The 18,931-nt window shown below is 36.5% G+C and carries 12 protein-coding genes; 2 read left to right on the top strand and 10 right to left on the bottom strand.

Going from position 1 to position 18,931, the window contains the following annotated elements:
• Positions 1 to 225: 225 nt before the first annotated feature.
• From K5Q14_RS07810 to K5Q14_RS07785, 6 genes are all read right to left on the bottom strand, one after another.
• A complete protein-coding gene (locus K5Q14_RS07810) occupies positions 226 to 1,026 on the bottom strand; it encodes an Abi family protein (protein ID WP_220735237.1) in 801 nt (266 codons plus the stop codon).
• A gap of 12 nt (positions 1,027 to 1,038) precedes the next feature.
• The gene (locus tag K5Q14_RS07805; RefSeq protein WP_220735236.1) at positions 1,039 to 1,302 is read right to left on the bottom strand and encodes an Abi family protein; all 264 of its coding nucleotides are present in this window, start codon (positions 1,300 to 1,302) and stop codon (positions 1,039 to 1,041) included.
• Positions 1,303 to 1,380: 78 nt separating this feature from the next.
• Positions 1,381 to 5,025: a BREX-1 system adenine-specific DNA-methyltransferase PglX gene (pglX, locus tag K5Q14_RS07800; RefSeq protein WP_220735235.1), complete on the bottom strand. Its 3,645-nt coding sequence runs from the start codon at positions 5,023 to 5,025 to the stop codon at positions 1,381 to 1,383.
• Between the two features lie 18 nt (positions 5,026 to 5,043).
• Positions 5,044 to 8,682 carry a BREX system P-loop protein BrxC gene (gene brxC, locus K5Q14_RS07795; RefSeq protein WP_220735234.1) on the bottom strand — a complete coding sequence of 1,213 codons (3,639 nt, stop codon included), beginning with the start codon at positions 8,680 to 8,682 and terminating at the stop codon, positions 5,044 to 5,046.
• A 13-nt stretch (positions 8,683 to 8,695) separates the two neighbouring features.
• Positions 8,696 to 9,277, bottom strand: coding sequence for a DUF1788 domain-containing protein (locus K5Q14_RS07790; protein ID WP_220735233.1), 582 nt, complete (start codon positions 9,275 to 9,277; stop codon positions 8,696 to 8,698).
• Entirely contained in the window at positions 9,277 to 9,873 is a 597-nt protein-coding gene (locus K5Q14_RS07785; RefSeq protein WP_220735232.1) for a DUF1819 family protein, read from the bottom strand. Before K5Q14_RS07785 ends, K5Q14_RS07790 begins: the two co-directional genes overlap by 1 nt.
• Before the next feature lie 290 nt (positions 9,874 to 10,163).
• Between K5Q14_RS07785 and hemH the strand changes: the two genes are divergently transcribed.
• The gene (hemH, locus tag K5Q14_RS07780; protein WP_220735231.1) at positions 10,164 to 11,105 is read left to right on the top strand and encodes a ferrochelatase; all 942 of its coding nucleotides are present in this window, start codon (positions 10,164 to 10,166) and stop codon (positions 11,103 to 11,105) included.
• Positions 11,106 to 11,209: 104 nt separating this feature from the next.
• Here the strand turns inward: hemH and K5Q14_RS07775 are convergent, their stop codons facing one another.
• From K5Q14_RS07775 to K5Q14_RS07765, 3 genes are all read right to left on the bottom strand, one after another.
• Entirely contained in the window at positions 11,210 to 12,598 is a 1,389-nt protein-coding gene (locus K5Q14_RS07775) for a DUF2130 domain-containing protein (protein ID WP_220735230.1), read from the bottom strand.
• Between the two features lie 2 nt (positions 12,599 to 12,600).
• Complete coding sequence (locus K5Q14_RS07770) at positions 12,601 to 13,887, bottom strand: APC family permease (protein WP_220735229.1); 1,287 nt, start codon at positions 13,885 to 13,887, stop codon at positions 12,601 to 12,603.
• A 249-nt stretch (positions 13,888 to 14,136) separates the two neighbouring features.
• The gene (locus K5Q14_RS07765; protein ID WP_220735228.1) at positions 14,137 to 15,459 is read right to left on the bottom strand and encodes an APC family permease; all 1,323 of its coding nucleotides are present in this window, start codon (positions 15,457 to 15,459) and stop codon (positions 14,137 to 14,139) included.
• A 295-nt stretch (positions 15,460 to 15,754) separates the two neighbouring features.
• Here K5Q14_RS07765 and K5Q14_RS07760 point away from each other — a divergent pair, with 295 nt between their 5' ends.
• A complete protein-coding gene (locus tag K5Q14_RS07760; protein WP_220735227.1) occupies positions 15,755 to 16,921 on the top strand; it encodes an MFS transporter in 1,167 nt (388 codons plus the stop codon).
• A 38-nt stretch (positions 16,922 to 16,959) separates the two neighbouring features.
• Here K5Q14_RS07760 and K5Q14_RS07755 read toward each other — a convergent pair whose 3' ends face one another.
• Positions 16,960 to 18,756 carry a bifunctional metallophosphatase/5'-nucleotidase gene (locus K5Q14_RS07755; protein ID WP_220735226.1) on the bottom strand — a complete coding sequence of 599 codons (1,797 nt, stop codon included), beginning with the start codon at positions 18,754 to 18,756 and terminating at the stop codon, positions 16,960 to 16,962.
• Positions 18,757 to 18,931: the final 175 nt, after the last annotated feature.

Genomic DNA, 18,931 nt, shown 5'->3' with positions numbered 1-18,931 from the left:
AACGGATTTCGTTTTTGATTTATGTAGCATTTGAGTCTTGCGGCCCAAATGTGTCATCAGCGCTTATTTATCTAATGACGCTACTGCATAAGTGCAGCCTCGATAGTGGCATCTTCTAAAGTTGTAGTATTCAGGTCTTATTGTCATTGCCTTCAACCACTCATCTATCAATGTTGACCCACATTAGCATCTCTGCATAGTCTATATAATAATAATACTAATTCTTTAATTACTTGTCAAGAACTTCCAATCAGAAGGCTCCCCATTTCCCATAGAAGTAAGCAAATTACGAACTAACACATTCTTCTCTTGTTTAGGTAAGTATGGTGAGATTTCTACTACCTGAAATGCTTGATTAAGGCTTGATACTTCGACAGACTTATTTAGTAGCCGAGTAATATCAAAGATAGATACTTCTAATGGTAATTGCGTCAAATCTGTAACTAGTCGACTGTCATGTGCTCGAAGTTTCGACAATAAGTTTTGCGCAATTGGTTTTTGAAAAGAAAACTTATTAACCATTTGAAAATGCGCTAGTGTATTACGTAGCGCCAACACCATTTGTAATACACTTAAAAATTCATAGGTTGTATAATTTTCAAACCCCATCTCCTTGCGTATTTTAGCAATAACGTTATCCTTCATATACGCTACAAAATGATACAATTTTCCAAAATCAAGAATCTTCACAACAACCCATAACGGTGGTACTTGATAAGGAACTAACAGAGAATTTGCAATCATCTCTTTGCGCAAATTCTTATTTCTGTAAAGAATATCTGTTAATGGTTGCTCTGGTTTTACGTAAGCTTGAAACTGTGGGCTTACATTCCGTGTATTATCCAGAAAGAAAAAATTTTCAAAATGATCAGCTAACTGGCAATCAAGATACTCTGTTCGTTTTACATAATTATTCTCATCTAGGTACGCTAAAGTACCATACTGAGTTGAAGCGAAAGCTTGTGTAAAGTAATACGAAGACACCGATTTCAATTTAATTTCAAAATCGGCAATAATACGTAACATATACGTTCTAAACTATATATTAAAATCGTATAACAGCAAAAAATCGTCAAACGAATACGATTCAAATGATTTAGGCTTGCCGTTCTTTGCCACTCCAGACGGGAACAGTTCTTCCAAACCATTAATTAAATCAAAATAATTTTTGTTCAAAAGTTCTTTCTTTGCTTTGTCTTCATCTGGTATTTCTAGGCGGTACTTTTGTTTCAGCTTATTTACCTGTTCAGAAAGAGTTAAAGCTGGTTTCACTCTTAAGGAGTGTGATAATACATTTGTCATAGTATTCCTCATCTGATTGATAATTTATTATACCATGATAACTCCAACAAATACGAACGTATGTTCTATTTAAACCGCTTACTTTAACTTACTAAACACATTCAGCAAGTTGCCATCTTCATCAGATTGAACTTTTTTATAATTTTCCACAACACCATCATCAAGATCAAGGACAACATGTTTACTAGCCAAATAAGCAATTTTATCTTCAAACATAACTAACTCATCTAGCTGATTGGTTAACTTGACACGTTGCTTTTCGTACCCATTCTTAGATTTAGTGTCAGTAGCATTATCAATCAAATTAGTTAATGTGCTCAGGCGTGCTTCATACGCGTTTTGTAACTCATTGAGGTAGTTGGTACGAATCATTGCCATTGTATTTTCATCATAACGATGCAAATAAATTAGTGCCTTGAATCCACCTAATTTTCCAGATTCTAATTGCCAATAAATTGGACGCTTTTTGTAGATTTGTACGTGATCCTTGAAAAAATCTTTAAAGAAATAATTTCGAATTACTTCTTCGGGCTTACCTTTTCCACCCAAAACATCAGCAATAAAATTAAGATTTTGAATTAAGTTACCTTCACCAAATGTAGTTGCTAAAAATTCTTTAAAGCGATACATGATATCACGCTCATCACCAAAATAATCAGCATCAGTTAACATCACAACATCATCGGTATTAGGAATGAACGTTTGATACTTTGCCTTGTCAAATTCACCACCAGCAAAAACTAAACCTTTGACATCTAATGAATATCGACCAAACACCAAACCAATAAAGTAAGATAATAGTGACTTAATATCACGATTCTGATCGGCACGACGTACCGAAACGTCCTTATCCTCTACCTCTGGGGTGAGCTCATCTTGCAACCCATATAAATCAATAAAAATTCGATTTAACTCTTCTTCATTTGCTTTCAGTTGATCAAATCGCGTTTGCGCTTCATCAGCCCATGATTCGTATACAGCTTCTACTGTCCAATTTCGATTATGTTCATCGATTTTTGAAAGGAGTGGATGTTGGGTAAAATCCCATGAAGTTTCGAAGGAATCCCAGTCAGTTTTAGTAATTTTAATATTTTCATTAACAGTTTCAGCAACTGCATTTTTATTTACATGTTCTATAATTGGCAATGAGGCAAATTCTCTGGTTTGTAAATTAAGAGTGGGATTTAGCATTTTCAAAATATAATCGCCGACTTTAGTATTGACCACACCAAGCACGTATTTCAAATCAAACAAATTTTTGAAATATGTAGAGTTTCCAGCATCAGCAGGGATACTTCCTTTCACTCGATATCTAGCAGAAAATGTTCCTGATGTAATTTTTGGCCATGTTAATGAGGGTTTAAAATAGTATTTTTGACTGGGGATGACAGCGTATGGTTTTCCATTTCGTTTAATGCTACGAATTTCTGATCCATTGAACTTCCAATTTACGACATAATCATAATTTCCATACCACTTTCGTTTGGCACCGCCTTTATTATATGGATACCATTTTTCAGTAGAATTATTTGTCTGCGTAATAGACTCAATTTTAAAGTTAATATTCAAGTATTCTACTTCATACCATTGTCTTACAAAACGACTGGTTACTTTGGGTTGCAAGCCATTACGAGAATCACCAATATTTTGCAATAATATGTTGTCATTAAATGATTTCAGCAATTTTGAAGACGCCCAATACGCAATTGGATTACCAGGAATCTTTTTAAAATTCGCTTGGTTAGTTCGATAAAGATAATCTACATTAGAATTTTTAACTGATTCAGTAAACCCAATTTCCTTCTTTTGCTGCGAATCAAAATTAACTAACCGTTCATATGTTCCAACATATTCGCTTAAAGAAGATTTTCGCATAACGAAAGCAACTGTTTGAACCACTTCACCACCGATTTCCTCAAACGCACGGGTTCCAAGATGTGCGAGGTTAATTAATGTGTGTTTGGTCAACATTGCGCGTAATTGCTCGAAACTTGATAGAAACATCCATGAGTGCTGAGTAATCATAGCATAGTAACCATGTTTAGCTATCATGCTACCTAATCGTTCAATGAAGACTGCAAATAAATCTGACTTTGAATGAGGAAATTTAGTTTTAACATACTTTCCGAGAATCGTATCCATCTTACCCGAACCCATGTACGGTGGATTCATAACACCGATTTCGTATGTTTGAAAGAGTAACATTCCTACTTTAATAAGGTCAGCTAAGTTTTTCTGATATAAAGGTAAATTAATTGTTTCGAGTGTTGATTGTCCTTGAGCAAGATTGGGGTTAGTTAACAGCTGAAGATCATTCCAGTTCAATGTTTTATCAAAATCGATTAACGATCCATATTCATTCCCATATTTGAAGGCATTGATTAAATTATCTAAATCTTTGCGTAACTGTGCTTTGTTCGTTGATTCTGTTTTGTCAATTAATGTTGCAAGTACGTCGATTTCAATAGTTGAGCTTTCTGGCACATCAAACACGTTTGGTTTTATATCACGAGTTAATGCACGGCGGTCATCTTTTCGCAACTTCATCATTATTGCAAAATAGGTTAACTGAAAAGCTCGAGTGTCGATGTCCAGCCCATATATATTTTTTTGAACGATTAACTTTGCAGCGTCAACCAGTGAATATCCTAATGATTCATAAATTTGCATGAACACATCGTAGGCATAGACTAGTATGTGACCAGACCCCATTGCAGGATCAATGAACTTAATATTTTCAATTGTAATTCCCGATTTTGAAATGTCTTCGTCAGCAATTTGAATAGTTATATTAGTACTTTGCTCAGTAGCGGGCATGTAGTAAAACCAGTTGAATGTTTCTGAAATCTCTTTTTCCGAACGACTATCTCCAGCAGTTCGCAAATGATCAATCCAGAATCGACCTAGAGAGTTTTCTACCAGGTATTTTACAATCCAATCCGGTGTGAATAATTGAGTAACAGCTGGAATATCTGATTCCGTGTATTTAGACTTTTTGAAAGCGATGGCTTTAGGCTCTTCATTGTAATACTGATATAACCAGCCAATAATTTCAACTTGACCAGATTTATTGACGTCAAAATCAGCTTCATCAATATCATTAACTAGTTTGTGAATCACACCATTAACATCCGTATAATTAGGTGTGAATAATAATTCAGAATAATCAGCAATTTTTTCAAATAGTTGTGGCAAGACGTCGTTTAATTTATTGGCTTGCTTAATAAAAATCATTTTGTACAAGTCATTCATCACGTCGACTGTTTGATTAAGAAGAGCGAATTTTATTTGCTCTGTTTCAGTAGCATTAAATTTCAAATCAGAGTTAAACGCTTCAGTAATAATGTCAGGCTGATTTTGACCAGGTGTTTCAGAAGACAAAACACGTATACGGCTTGGTAAATAACGATTAACTTCCATAAATCGAATGGCAATTAAACGATTAAACCATGTGTAGGCGATCTCTTCAATAAACACAGGTAACACTTCTTCTAACTTTTTACCCGTACTACGTTTCTTAAGCTCTGCCACCAATTTTTGCCGGCGTTGAATATCATCCCCGCTAATACTATACTCACCAAAAAATTGGATTTGATTTGTTTCGTTGGTTGGCTCTTGAATGCCATCTTTTCTGATGCCAATCAAACGTGCCTTAAGTGTGATTTCTTCAATCAACTGACGTCTAGCATCAATTGCAAAATTTTTAATTTTTGTCTTATCCACAATTCTTTTCCCTATAAATTAGAGCTCAAAGTGAACAACATCAGTTCCTTCAAGTTCGGCAGTTAAACTCGCGCGTAACTTATCAAGATAATTATTAATATCATCAGTTGATTTTATCGTCCATGATGACTCAATTCCCGCTAATTGCTTAGCATTACGTCTTTTTTGAATTTTCGTTTTGACTGTTGAAACTGGATCAACCACCACTTTTTGAGGTTGATCATCATTAGTCATATCAACTACTTTTTTGGACGCAACAGCAGCTCGGGCTATCGCGTCAATTCTATCTTCAAAGTTTTGCTTGGCTATCTTAGCCCGTTCCCCTTCCGCATGAACACTATTCAAACTACCAGCGTCAATTACAGCTTGTTTTGCAGAATCAACTTTCTGTAGAAATTCAAATTTATTTACTTGTTCATCAATCAAACCTGATTCTTCTAAATATGACAACCCACTGAGTCGATAACTTTCAATTTCTTTTACAACTTGGTTCTGATCCTCTGTTAAACGCGTACTAAGCTTTTCGTCCAATTGATCGTTTAGAGGCTTGAGATTTTTAATATTATTAAAGGGTCTAATATTGTTACGCAAACTTTTAATTTGTTCATAGATGGTTGCAATTTCTTGATCACCTTGAAGATAAACAGCATTAATTTCATATTCACGTGTTAACTTTAGAGACCGATCCCAAATGGCCTTTTGGCCGTTATTACCGTTAAAAAAGGATTCTACATCTGGGAGTCCCTCTTGTTCATAAATATCCAATAAACTATCCAATTCTCGATCGACGTATTGGAAAAACTCATTGATGTCTTTAATACTAGTGATACTTGAAAATGCTTTGATGGCATGACTCAATACATTTGATCCTGGATACTCAGTGCCAAACGCACGATATTTGTTCCAGTCATTAATTTTTTCGTTTGCGAGCCTTGAGAAAGTTTGATATATTTCTTCATCTTCACCATTTATTGAACGACCCCAATAATTATCTGCTACTTCGTTAACAGAACCCTTTAACCTAGCCGACACAGCCTCGCGGACCATTAATAATAACTTATCCTGATATTGTTTTTTAGTAATGTAATCAAACACAAGTCTATCATTTATCGTAACAGAGCTCATTATTTCGCCATTAATAGATACTGTCAGTTTGCCATCCATGAACAGCTTACCAATCAACCAATTAATATCATCATCAATGAATCCATAAGGTGCTAGTGCAAACTTATCTTTGACGTTCCTTAATGAAACTTGCCCAGCTAACTGAATATACGTCTTCAAATCATCTAGCGCCAATTCATTTTCTGTGTCTTCAACATCTAGTTCAAGGACAGGTTTTTCTTTACGCAAGGCTTTGGCCAAATCATTCGGGCCTTTTGCAGCAGTGATATGCTCTAACTTACCGTAAACACGTTTGATCAAATCATCCATTGCTTGACCAATTCGTGTTTCGAAATCAGCTTTAGTATTTTCCACTGGTTTACCATTCATATAAATTGTGGCTTCATTCAGTGCTCGTTCAATCTTCAAATTAATATCGTCATAAATTGCTTCTTTTTCCGCTTGTTTAGCAATAATAATTGTTTCAATACTTCTAGCTGACTTTTGTGCATGTGCTTCATTTATAAACATTTCAATTTGTTTACCGCGACGTAAGTCTTCAGTAAATGTTGTTTGAGTTGGTAAATCAACAATAATACTGTTTCCAGTGCTCTCCATGCGCAGATTTTCTTCAATACCATTAATGTCATTGAATTTAGTTACAATTTGAATATCCATTTCGGTTTGTAAGCTACGTCCAATGATACGGTCATCAACTTTATTCACAAAACCAAATACATATCGATTATTGTGTGCCTTCCCCAGCTGTGGCAAATTATAGGCATGACGAACAGGAATAATTGATCCAAAAATTCGGGTACCAATTTCTGCTTGTATTTCTTGTGGATCAACATATTTTTTATTGATTTCTCGATTGACATCTTGCTCATCATCTGTCAAAAACTCATAGGTATCTAAATTTTTTTGAATGAAATTTTCTGTTTTCAGAATGCCTAGAGCTTTTTTAATTTCTTTTTCTAATGTCAGACGTTCAGTACGAATATTGCCGATCATCAAACTAACAATATTTTCTACGTTTGTCTTGAAGTTTTTTACATATTTAACCAAAAACAAGGTTTTCAAAACACGCACATTAAAAGTATTATCCTCATGATTAGGATTAATGTGCTCATTTTGGGACGCTTTAACAATGACGCTGGCGTACATATGGTCTAAGAACTGATCTACTGGATCATAAAACATATCAAATGATACTAGCTTGCCAACTTCCTCTTGTTCAATCATTCGAGCAGCATCTTGGTACATCGCAAGCATTGAACGCTCACCCTCAGATTGGTGCTTTCCGTTGATGCTATTATCACGAATAGCACGTAGCACATCTGCTACTAAATTAAATTGGTATGGGACAAATGGGTATACTTCATTAAATGTATCAGCATTCTTGTAAACTTTTCGTTCAGCATCATCATTGAAGTGAAGCATATTATCAATTGATGTTCCTTCCGAAGCATAAATGGCTGTTAGGTTGGTTGCCACTTCCGGTTTTTTCTCGAGCAACCTTCTCTTAATAACTTCATCTACGTTTGCAGATGACATAGAAATACGCGTGTCGAACCTACCTTGAATTTTAGAAAAATCAGCCATATGCATCATGTCAGCTTTAGCTAGGCTATCAATTTCTTCTTGAGCCGTAACAATTACCCATGCACGACCATCCGTTAACCGCCCGAGATCTTCCGCAACTGTTTGGAGATTTAACATGCGGTCGCGTGAGTCACCAATATATTGGCCCATCTCATCAGCAAGAAAAGCAATGTGATGATTTCTTTCTTTTGAATTAAGATACTCATTGATACGATTTGCAAAGTCTTCAATACTTAACGAATATTCAGCCCTAGTCGACTTAATCCATTCATCCGCCAAGTTTTCAGAATCAAACTTACCAACTTCAATCAATGCAGATCTAACTGCTTTTGACTTTAGAACTACTGATCGACGACCTTTTTCCCATGGTTCATTTTTTGAATCGGCTTTCTGGTAGGCAACTTTAAACGCCTCAAGTTTGCCCTCTTTGTCAAGATCTTCTTCCAAATCAGCAACATGCAAATTAGGGCCATAGTACCCACGCATGTCATTAAATACTTGCATAAATACATGCATGATGGCTTCTTTATCAGATTTACTATTTGACGAGGCTTTTGAGTCAATGTTAAATAACATCACATCCGTATTAATGTTCGCAGCACGCTGCATATCAGCTAATACCATCGGATCCTGAATCTTGTCATGAAAGAAATCAATCGCATGATATCCATTAATCTCGCGGTTTTCAAGTAAATAAGAGATAATCTTTAAAAAATGTGACTTACCTGAACCAAAGAAACCAGAAATCCAGACACCAATTTTATCAGTCTTATTATCTATTGACCGCGCATAAGCTGAAAAAAAACTGTTAAAATGTTTTTGCAGCTCATTTGTCACGACGTATTCATCTAAATCCTGTTGAACGATATCATTTTCAACTTGTTCAGCTTTAATAACACCCTGAATATCACGATCAATTTGTTTGTTAAATATCTGCTTAATTTCCATTTTTCTATCCAATCTAATCTAATTTAAAAGCACGATAATAGTTGTCATCATGGACAACATTGAAGATATCTAGTGACCGTCCATTATATGATCCAGGAAAAAACATAATCAACGGTACCTTGTCTAACTTTTGTTGTAGGACATTCAGTATCTTATGGGAACGTAACAATGGAAATACTTGACCAACTCCTGTTAAAAATACTACTTCATTATGTTTTGTAGTGTTACGATCAATATAATTCACAATTTCGTTATCATCCTCATCCAATCCAAGACTTTCGGCTATTTGAGAAATAACACCACCTATACCATATTCTTCTTCAATTGATTCAAGTCCTTCTTGAAATTCTTCTTCGTCAACAATGTTCATCACAATTTGATATAAATTGAATTCACGTATCTCAAACCCATCTTGTGAAGTCGAATACTTACTCACTAACTCTTTTACATATTCCCGGACCTTCAACTCTTCCCTTTTGGCATCATAAGGAAAAATATAATAACCAAGTTCATTGCTTAGTCCACGATTATGTCGAAAATTTTCATCATTTAATTTGTATTTCAGCTTGTCAAAGCGTTCATTTAAAATATCCATCAATTTTCTCCCGTTAATGAATCAACTAGTCTCTGCTGCCCTTTATTAATAAATAATTGACGTAATCTACGGTTCAACTGTAGTCTTTTAATATAGTCTTTTCCATTTTTTTCAACAACTAACCCCGCATCTATTAAAAAAGTATGTATTATTCCTTTCATACGGTGCACTGTTTTATCTGTCCATGCCGCAACTTCGGCACTTTCAGATTGCTTTTTGTTAAAGAAAGCCACATATTCATGTGGTTCAATGACACTATCACCCAAAATTAATTCGTTTCGATAAATTTCATACATAAACTCTCTAATCAATTTATTTGTATTCATAATGGCAACTAGGTTAAGTGCTTTTTGATTTGGAATGTCTAACGCAACAAATAACTCTTTTTCATCTGCATCCAATGACTCAACACGTCTCGCCAACGCGCCAACCATGCGTTTGGCCCGTGGTGGTGTTGATGCCAAGAATACATTTTGCTCAATCGCCTTTTGCCGAATTTCATCTACTGTGAGTCCTGAGTTAATTAATTGTAAATATTGTCGAAATTCATCATACCAAAATGCAGTTGAAACGATGCCGGCATTATATTCTTTCATACTCTTCTCCTTGAATACGCTATAAAAAAATTTTTTATCCCATTATAATAATTAGACTCTTTCAAGACCAACATACAATATTTCCTTTTTATTAATAAATCAATAACTTCATTTCCTTATATCGTTCCAATACAATTACTCTCATTATAACAAAAGTTTAGGTTTTGTTAGCCATCGATAGACTAATGTTTTAAAATATAACAAGCATATGTCAAATCCAGATAACTATATATTTCACAAGGTTTATTCGTTATAGTATTAAACATCAATCAAGAATGGATGTTTTACTTATGAGCAAAAAAGGTCTCCTGCTAGTCAACCTCGGTACCCCAGATTCTCCAGATCCAGATGACGTCAAAGTATATTTGAAAGAATTTCTATCAGACACTAACGTCATTCAAATGCCAAAATTCCTCTGGCAACCTATTTTAAGAGGTAAAATTTTGCCCAAACGGGCACCTGAATCAGCGAAACGCTATCAAAAAATATGGCGTGAAGATGGTTCACCACTAATGGTCTATACTAAAAAACAAACTGAACAAATTCAGGAACTCAAACCTGATTGGATTGTTCGTTATGCAATGACTTATCGCCAACCAAATATTGCTGAGACGCTAGCCGAAATGCGCCTATCTGGTGCTGAAGATATTATTGTACTACCCTTATTCCCACAGTATTCCGTCACATCGACACAATCAGTTATTGATCAGGTGCATCAAACAGACCACACGATTAAGATCATCAAGTCATTCTACAATGATGATGCTTATCTCGATTTATTGGCCAACATTATTCGTGAGGCGTGGAACAATAATAACTATGATCGTTTGATTATGAGTTATCACGGCATCCCCCAATCATATGTTCGCCATGGTGACCCATATGTTGATCATTGTACAGAAACAACACAAGGGGTTCTAGAACGTATTGGGCCATTAACACGTGATAATACCACTCAAGTCTTTCAATCACGTTTTGGCCCCACAAAATGGGTGCAACCCTATCTAAGCGACACACTTTTATCATTACCTCAACAAGGCGTTAAGCGCGTTCTATTTGCAACACCCGCATTTGTTGCTGATTGTTTAGAAACACTTGAAGAAATTCAAATTGAGAATCATGATCTCTTTCAACAAGCTGGCGGAGAAGTTTTTGACGTTGTGAAACCGTTCAATGATCATATTAATTTTTCTCACTACATCGTATCACTTGCTAACAAACATTTTGATTAATTATGATCCACATAAAAAAACGCACTTGAACTGAACCCCCTGAGTTTGATTTGCTCCAACTCAGGGGTTCAGTTCAACTTTATATCAGTACGTTTTTTTATTTTTTATTCACCCACCTCATCAAACTTCGCCTTCATCGTCGGATTACCCCTTGTCAGCTTCTTAACGCTCACATCTTCCAACTTATTGTTAGCTAAACGCAACTGGTTCTCAGATGTCGTGAGCGAGCGTTTAACGGCTTCCATACGTGCAATGGACTTATCAATCTCATCAATAGCTGTTTTAAAGTTTTTTGATGCACTTTGATAATTTTTACCAAAAGCACTTTTAAAGTTAGTTAGGTCGCTTTCAAAATGCGTGATGTCAACATTCTGCTCGCGTACCTGTTCCAACTCTTGCTTATAAGCCACACTATTCAACGCTGCATTACGCAACACCCCAATGAATTGAATGAAGAATTGTGGCCGAATCACATACATCTTCTCGTACGCATTGATTTGCACAATACCGGTATTATAGAGATCATCATCCGCTTCTAACATCGACACCAAGACGGCATATTCTGTCTTTTTCTCACGGCGATCTTTGTCTAGTTCCTTGAAAAAGTCCGCATTTTTATGCTTTGACGCAGTCGTATCAGCTTCATTTTTCATATCAAACATAATACTAATAAATTCTAGCCCATCTTGGAAATCTCGGAAAATGAAGTCTCCTTTCGAATTGGTCTCCGACAAAGTATTATCTTTCTCAAAATAAGCATTTGGAAAAGCGTATGGTCGAATTTTGTTGAATTCTGTCATCGCATACTGTTCCAGACTTTCACCAATCTCTTTAGTTGATTGACGTGCTTTAAAGTCTTTATAGAACTCAACTTGTTCATTAGCAGTTTTGAGTTGCGCTTCATATTGAGTTTGAACGTTAGCCAACTGTAGCTGCTTTTCTTGGTCCTTCAATTGGAGCTGTGACGTTAACTCAGACACTTTTTGATCTCGTTGCGCTAACTCGCTTTGAACTGCGGCTTCTTTTTTAAGCAGTTGTGTTGCCAGTTCAGATTGGCTTTGCTGGGTAATCGTTTCAATTTTTGATTCTAGTTCAGCAATTTCAGTTTGCTTTTGCGCTAAAGTAGTTTGCATGGTTAATTCTTGTTGTACTAATTGCGTTTTTAGCTCGGCATCATTTTGTTGCGCGATACTTTTAAGTTCCGTTTCGAGCGCAACTATCCGGTTTTCTTTATCATTAATAGTTACTTGTAACGTTTGTTTTTGCGTCTGTAAATGATTAGCCAGCTCAATATCCGTTTGTTTCGCTTGTTGCACTGCCCATTCTTCTTTGGCTTGGGCAACCCGCTCCGCGATAATATCGGCGATTTTACCGTTGATAATGCTGGTATCAATATTTTGCTCATCAGTCAAATCAATCATATCACCAACTTGAGCAACTTGATCTAACACTAATTCAGTCTGTGATGCAATGTGGAATTTAATTTTTGCCATGATTAAACATGCCTTTCTTTGAGTATCTTTTTTTGCTGCTTAATTTTGTCTAAGTGTGCATCGTCTACTTTGACAAATAAATAAATCACAGATAATATCACGATGAAGCTAACACCGAATAGCAACACGCGTGGTGTAAATGATGCTAATAGAATGAGCGAGAATAACACAGTTCCCAAACCAATCCAACGATATTTTGCTTTAATATTTGCTAAGCCTGTTGATAGATATTGAACAAAACTCATAAACACGGTTAAGCCACTAAGAAAAACATAATTACCAGTTAAAAAGAGGAAAACACCAACAACCGTGGTTAACATGACGGCTAGCACTGGACTCCCAAAGCGATTCTTTCGAGCCACCAATAAGGGTACATCTTCATGATCTAAAGCTAGGCTAGAAAGAATTGTGGGTGTATTAAAGGCTGTGGCCACAATCACGCCAAATATTGACCAACAAACACTAATAACAAACAGTGGTATGCCAATGGCACCAACAACTTCCGAGAAAATTGTCGCCGCAGGCACAATCGTATCTGGCAAGTGATGACCTAATACACCAATGGTAATACCTTGAATAATCACATAAATCACGATACAAGTAACCATGACAAGGCTCATAATTTTTGGTAAATTTTTAGCCGGATTCTTCATTTTTTCCGCATTAACCGGTAAAAATGAAAAACCAGTAAAGAAAAAGAAAACAGTCCCATATGCCGATAAAAAGCCCGTTAAACCAGTTGAAAGTGAATGCGGTGCCAAAGGTAAGAAATTGAAATTTGCTATCTTAACAAGCCAAATGGTCGTTACAATAAAAATAATCACAATTAAAACTTTAATTAAAGACGTCACATTGTCTAACACAGAAATAATCGCCGAACCAAAACAAGATATGATTCCTAATATGACAAGTATGATAACACCAATCATGCGTGTATTAATGTTTGGCGAAATCATTTTGATCGCGGTCAAAAGTGCAGATACCTCTGTCGCCATTGTCACAGTGCCTAATAACCATGTTACCATGCCAACAATGAAACCGGCAAAACGACCAAAAACTGCTTTAGCGTAGATAAATGCCCCACCATTTTCGGGATATAATTTACTCATATTAGCGTATGAAAACGCAATGATAAAAATCGATAGTCCTGCCAATAATATGGCCAATAGGCTCCATGTCCCCGCATCGCGGTAAATTTTGCCAGATAACAGAAAAATACCTGAACCAATTATTGAATTAATTCCCAGTAAATAAACGACTGGCGGCGAAAGTAGCTTTTTTTCTGCCATGATCTCATCTTCTTTTCTCAAAGTTACCCTAATTATATCAAAAAAACTTACTGCTGATGAATGGTCCAAGAAAATTAGATAAAACGAATGAACTGACATGATTTTTAGACATTTTTTTAGACACTGTCGAACACACATTTTCAGTTATGCAAGTCATACTATTTATCTGTTTTATGCTATCAAAAAAGCGATAACATAGACATACCAAACTGTCCAAGTTATCGCGTTAAGTTCAAGACAACAAATTTTTTATTTTTGACGGTGTTGCATCACAAAGTATAATGGCAAGCCTGCTAATGTAGCACCGACACCAATCAAGGCCAACTGCCATTCTGTCATCAATGTCATGACAATGATGAACAAACCACCTAAAATAGCAATGATTGGCATGACCGGATACAGTGGTACGCGATATGGTCTTTTAAGATCTGGTTCTGTATGGCGCAACTTAATGACTGCCACAAAGACTAATGTGTAAAATAACCAAATCACAAAAACCAACATATCCGTGAGCATATCAAACCCACCCATAAACATTAAGCCAATCGCTAAGACAAGTTGGAATATGCCTGCGACATAAGGCACTTGAAAACGGTTTAATTTAACCAATTGGTTAGAAAATGGCAACCCTTTTTCCAAAGCCATAGCATAAGGTAAGCGCATCCCCGTCATCGTATAGCCATTCAATGTCCCATAAATGGAAATAAGAATACCAATCGTAATTAATTTACCACCGAAACCGCCAAAAATCTGTTGCGCAGCATCCATTGCAGTGTTGGCATTGCCCTGAACAGCGCTAAAAGGTAACGCATGTAGGAAAGCATAGTTCACAAGCAAGTAGATCACAATGATGCCAATTAACCCACCAGCAATAGCTCGAGGCAAATCACGCGTTGGATTCTTCATTTCACCAGCAATATTACCAACATGAATCCAGCCGTCATAAGCATACATCGTTGCCAATAGACCAGCCCCCATAGCTGATGCCCAGCCACCGACAGCATGTCCAGGTGATACAGGGAAAATGCTCACATCAACACCACCAGGCTGTAACAGACCAAAAATAATGATCAACGCTAATGGAATGAGTTTGAACAATAAGGTGATTGACTGGAACTGCCCAGCAATTTTTGAACCAAGCATATTAATAGCGGCTACAGAGACTAATGCTGCGATACCTGAAGGAATAATGGCAATATATCCCCAATGAAACAGGTTAGCCACTTGTGTGCCGAAGATAATACCTTTGGCCGCCAAACTGGCTGGAAAATAAATGATGATTTGTGCCCAACCTAATAAATAACTAGCTAATTTGCCGTAGGCACGTTCAATATAGACTAACATACCACCAGTTTGTGGCAAAGCTGCTGCCAATTCAGCACCAGTTAAACCAGCTGCTAAACTAATCAAGCCACCAACAAGCCATACAAACAATGACATACTTGTTGATCCTGTCGCATCAGCGACACTTGATGCTTTATAAAACACACCAGCACCAATGACTGTCCCGACCACTGTTGAAATAGCCGGAATCAAAGTCATTGTCCGATTAAGATTTTGATTCGTTCCCATGTTTACCTCTTTAACTACATTTAATCATACTATTTTATAATAACAGTTTGCGCGTCGCAAAGACATATCTTTACTCATTTTTTAATCCAATATTGATTAAATTTGGTACGTCATGATTGTCTTGACATTAACTTTTTTTGATGATATTCTGTTCTGAGATAGTAATAATACTGACGCGATTAAAATCGTGTTTGCGTTATCCTGCAATAGTGGATGTAGACTGGGCGTTGTCAATGCGACGCCCTCTTTTTTATACCCTTTTTTACGAAATTGAAAGAAAGCGTGCTCATTTCTCATGACAAAAATCCAACAACGTGCCTTAGTGCTATTGGTCGGTTCACAGCTCTTAATTATGCTTGGTATTGGTCTGATTATTCCAGTTGAACCTTATATTAAAGAAGATATGTCGCTTACTGCAACTGACATGGGCATCATGGCAGCGTTATTTGCTGCTGTCCAATTTATTGCCTCACCAATCATCGGCCGTTTCTCAGACAAATTCGCCCGTGTACCATTGATTGCTGCTGGGTTACTTCTTTTTGCCGTTTCCGAAGGGTTATTTGCTTTTGGTATTGGCCACTCACTTTTGCAATTAAACATCGCCCGTGCCTTAGGTGGCTTAGCGGCCGCCTTGTCGATGCCCTCTATTACTGCATTGGCTTCAAACATGACAACAAGTGCCAACCGAGCCCGTGTGATTGGTTGGTTGTCGGCTTCATTTAGTGGTGGTATTATTTTAGGGCCTGGTATTGGTGGTGTCTTAGCTAACATTGACCATACTTTACCGTTCTTTGGTTCTGCTATTTTAGGGTTAGTTGCTTTTGTCATCTTTATTATTTTTATGCCTGATGAAAAAAAACTGCGTATCACACAAAGCGCAACGCAAACTCATAACGACAAATTAAACGGTCAGTTTTGGTCTGTCGCACTCATCATGTTACTGCTGATGATTCTCGTGTCTTCATTTGGACTAGCAGCATTTGAAAATATGTTTAGCCTTTATTTTCATGACGTGCGTGGCTTTAATTTAACTGAAATTGCCTGGTTCTTAGTCGTCAACGGTTTCCTATCATTAATTATTCAGGTGGTCTTTTTTGAAAAAATGGTACGTTATATCGGCGAACTAATGGTCGTTCGTATCAGCTTCATAGCAGGATTTCTAGCAATTATTTGGATCCTATTGTCGCAAAGTAAATGGGAAGTTTTTGTCGCCACACTCATCGCCTTCGTTGGCTTTGATGTCCTACGTCCAGCGATCACAACATTATTATCACATGTAAACGAAGAACGACAAGGCTTAATCAACGGTTTGAACATGTCTTTAACCAGTGTTGGTAATATCATTGGCCCAGTACTAGGTGGGGTCCTCTTGGATATCGGCAGTAATTTACCTTACATGTTTGTCGCAGTTATTTTAGCAATTGCCAGCGTGTTGACGTTTACGGTTCGATTCAAAGGATAATTAACCTTATCAAAAAAGCATCTTTTACAAGATGCTTTTTATTCAACCAATTTTTTTCTATTCAACGTTGGCGCCACAACCTTATGCTCTGTTTTGGTCATCGCCTTAATATACTTAACAAACGTCTCTGTATCCGTACCAATTGCCCCAACTATCTTAGTATCTTTAAATGCATGAAAATTATCCCCAGCACCATGCAAGAAGTCGTTAATCACGACACGATAAGTTTGATCATCTGCAACTAATTGTCCTTGACTGTTCCATATGTCTTTGACAACGTAAGCTTGATTTTCATCCTTTGCGTAACTATAGCTTAGACCAGCTATTTGCAAATAATAGTGTTGATCCTCATCATATTGCTCATTTAACGCTTGACGAATTTGCGCACCTGTCATGTCAACAACTTGTAAAATATTGCCAAACGGTTGTACCGCTATTGCCGATCCCCACGTAATCGCTTTATTAGATTTAACAACCAAGTCTGATCTGACACCACCAGTGTTTGTAAAGGCAAAATCAGGCTTCAAACCAGCCTTTTGTGCCTCAAATAACTGCGCATCAGCAACCATCTCGCCTGCTTGGTTTTCCATGCTTGCGCTATTATGCAATCGTCCGGTAATTGTTTCTGCCTTACCCGCATAACCAATCACATTGTTGACCTTACTTTTCACACGTTTATCGGCATCTTTCACAATTGACACAACTTTTTTATCAGCTTTGGTCTCACTATCGTCTTTTTTCGATAATACTGGATAAACATGTGTTGATACTTTAGTGAATTTGCCAGTTTTAGAACTGACATAAGCCCAACTATTATCGTACGCTTTGCCTGTATAGACAGCTTGCACGACATGTGTATTCCCAACTTGAGCATTGGCATATTGATGTGAATGTGCAGCGATATATAACCCAACATTATTATTTGGATCAATTTTATTGAGCTTTTGTAAAATATCGACTGTCGGGCCACTAGTTGTCTTGTCTTTACTCTGAACACCTGTGTGACCAACAACTACGACTGCATTAACGCCTTTATCACGTAAAATCTTGTCATACTTGGCAATCGTGTCGGCTTCATCGAGTACCTGATAATCTTTATAATTTTTATATAATGTTAAACTGGGTAACGTTGACGTTTCTAGGCCAATAATACCAATTTTAGCAGTTTTATTATTTTGCTTCACTGTCTTAATGATGTAGGGCTTATAACCATAAGGTATTTTATGGTCTTTTTTGTTGATAACATTAGCCACGACCATGTCGATGCCCGATGAATAGTGTGCGTATTTTTTTACCAAGGAATCTGTCTGACTACTTGGCTCACCACCAGTTAATATACGATTAAATTCTGGTAGTCCTTGATCAAATTCATGATTTCCTAACGTCCCAATTTTGAAATTCATTGCTTTTAGAACATGCATGGTTGATTCATGTGCCAACAAAGATGAATTTGCCGGTGCACCACCCACGATGTCACCAGCTTCAATACGTAAACTATTATCCGATTTTGTAACTTTTTTAAACTGTGACTGGGCTTGGTTTAAATAAGCTGCTAAACGCCCAACCGTTCCCGCATCTTCATACGTTTTTGTACCAATATCTACAGGTCCAGTTGTCTCTAATCCACCATGTAAATCATTAATACCTAGAAATTGTACTGCAATATCTTTACTATTACTTGTGTCCGTTTTTTGATAATCAGGTTCCAAGCTAGGCTTACTATAATTATCAACATTGTTCGTAATTTGGACATCTGCATAAATGACCGAATGACTTGTGACAATAAATCCAAATAAAACCAATGGCACCACACCAGATAAAAATTTTAATCTCATAATCATTCTCCCTCATAATAAGTGGTTTTAGTATATCATTTCACATAATAGGCACCTAGTTATAATTTGGTTAAAAAAGAAACAATATTTATTAAAATGACATTCATAGTTCGTGTATTTAAATGAAATTTTATTTTATATTTTCATGACATCACAATAATAACATTCTTACAAT

The organism is Leuconostoc inhae (assembly GCF_019656015.1).
In the GTDB taxonomy this organism is placed as follows: Bacteria; Bacillota; Bacilli; order Lactobacillales; family Lactobacillaceae; genus Leuconostoc; species Leuconostoc inhae_A.
The sequence above is the reverse complement of the archived record's forward strand: the minus strand, read 5'-3'. Positions and strand labels throughout refer to the sequence as shown.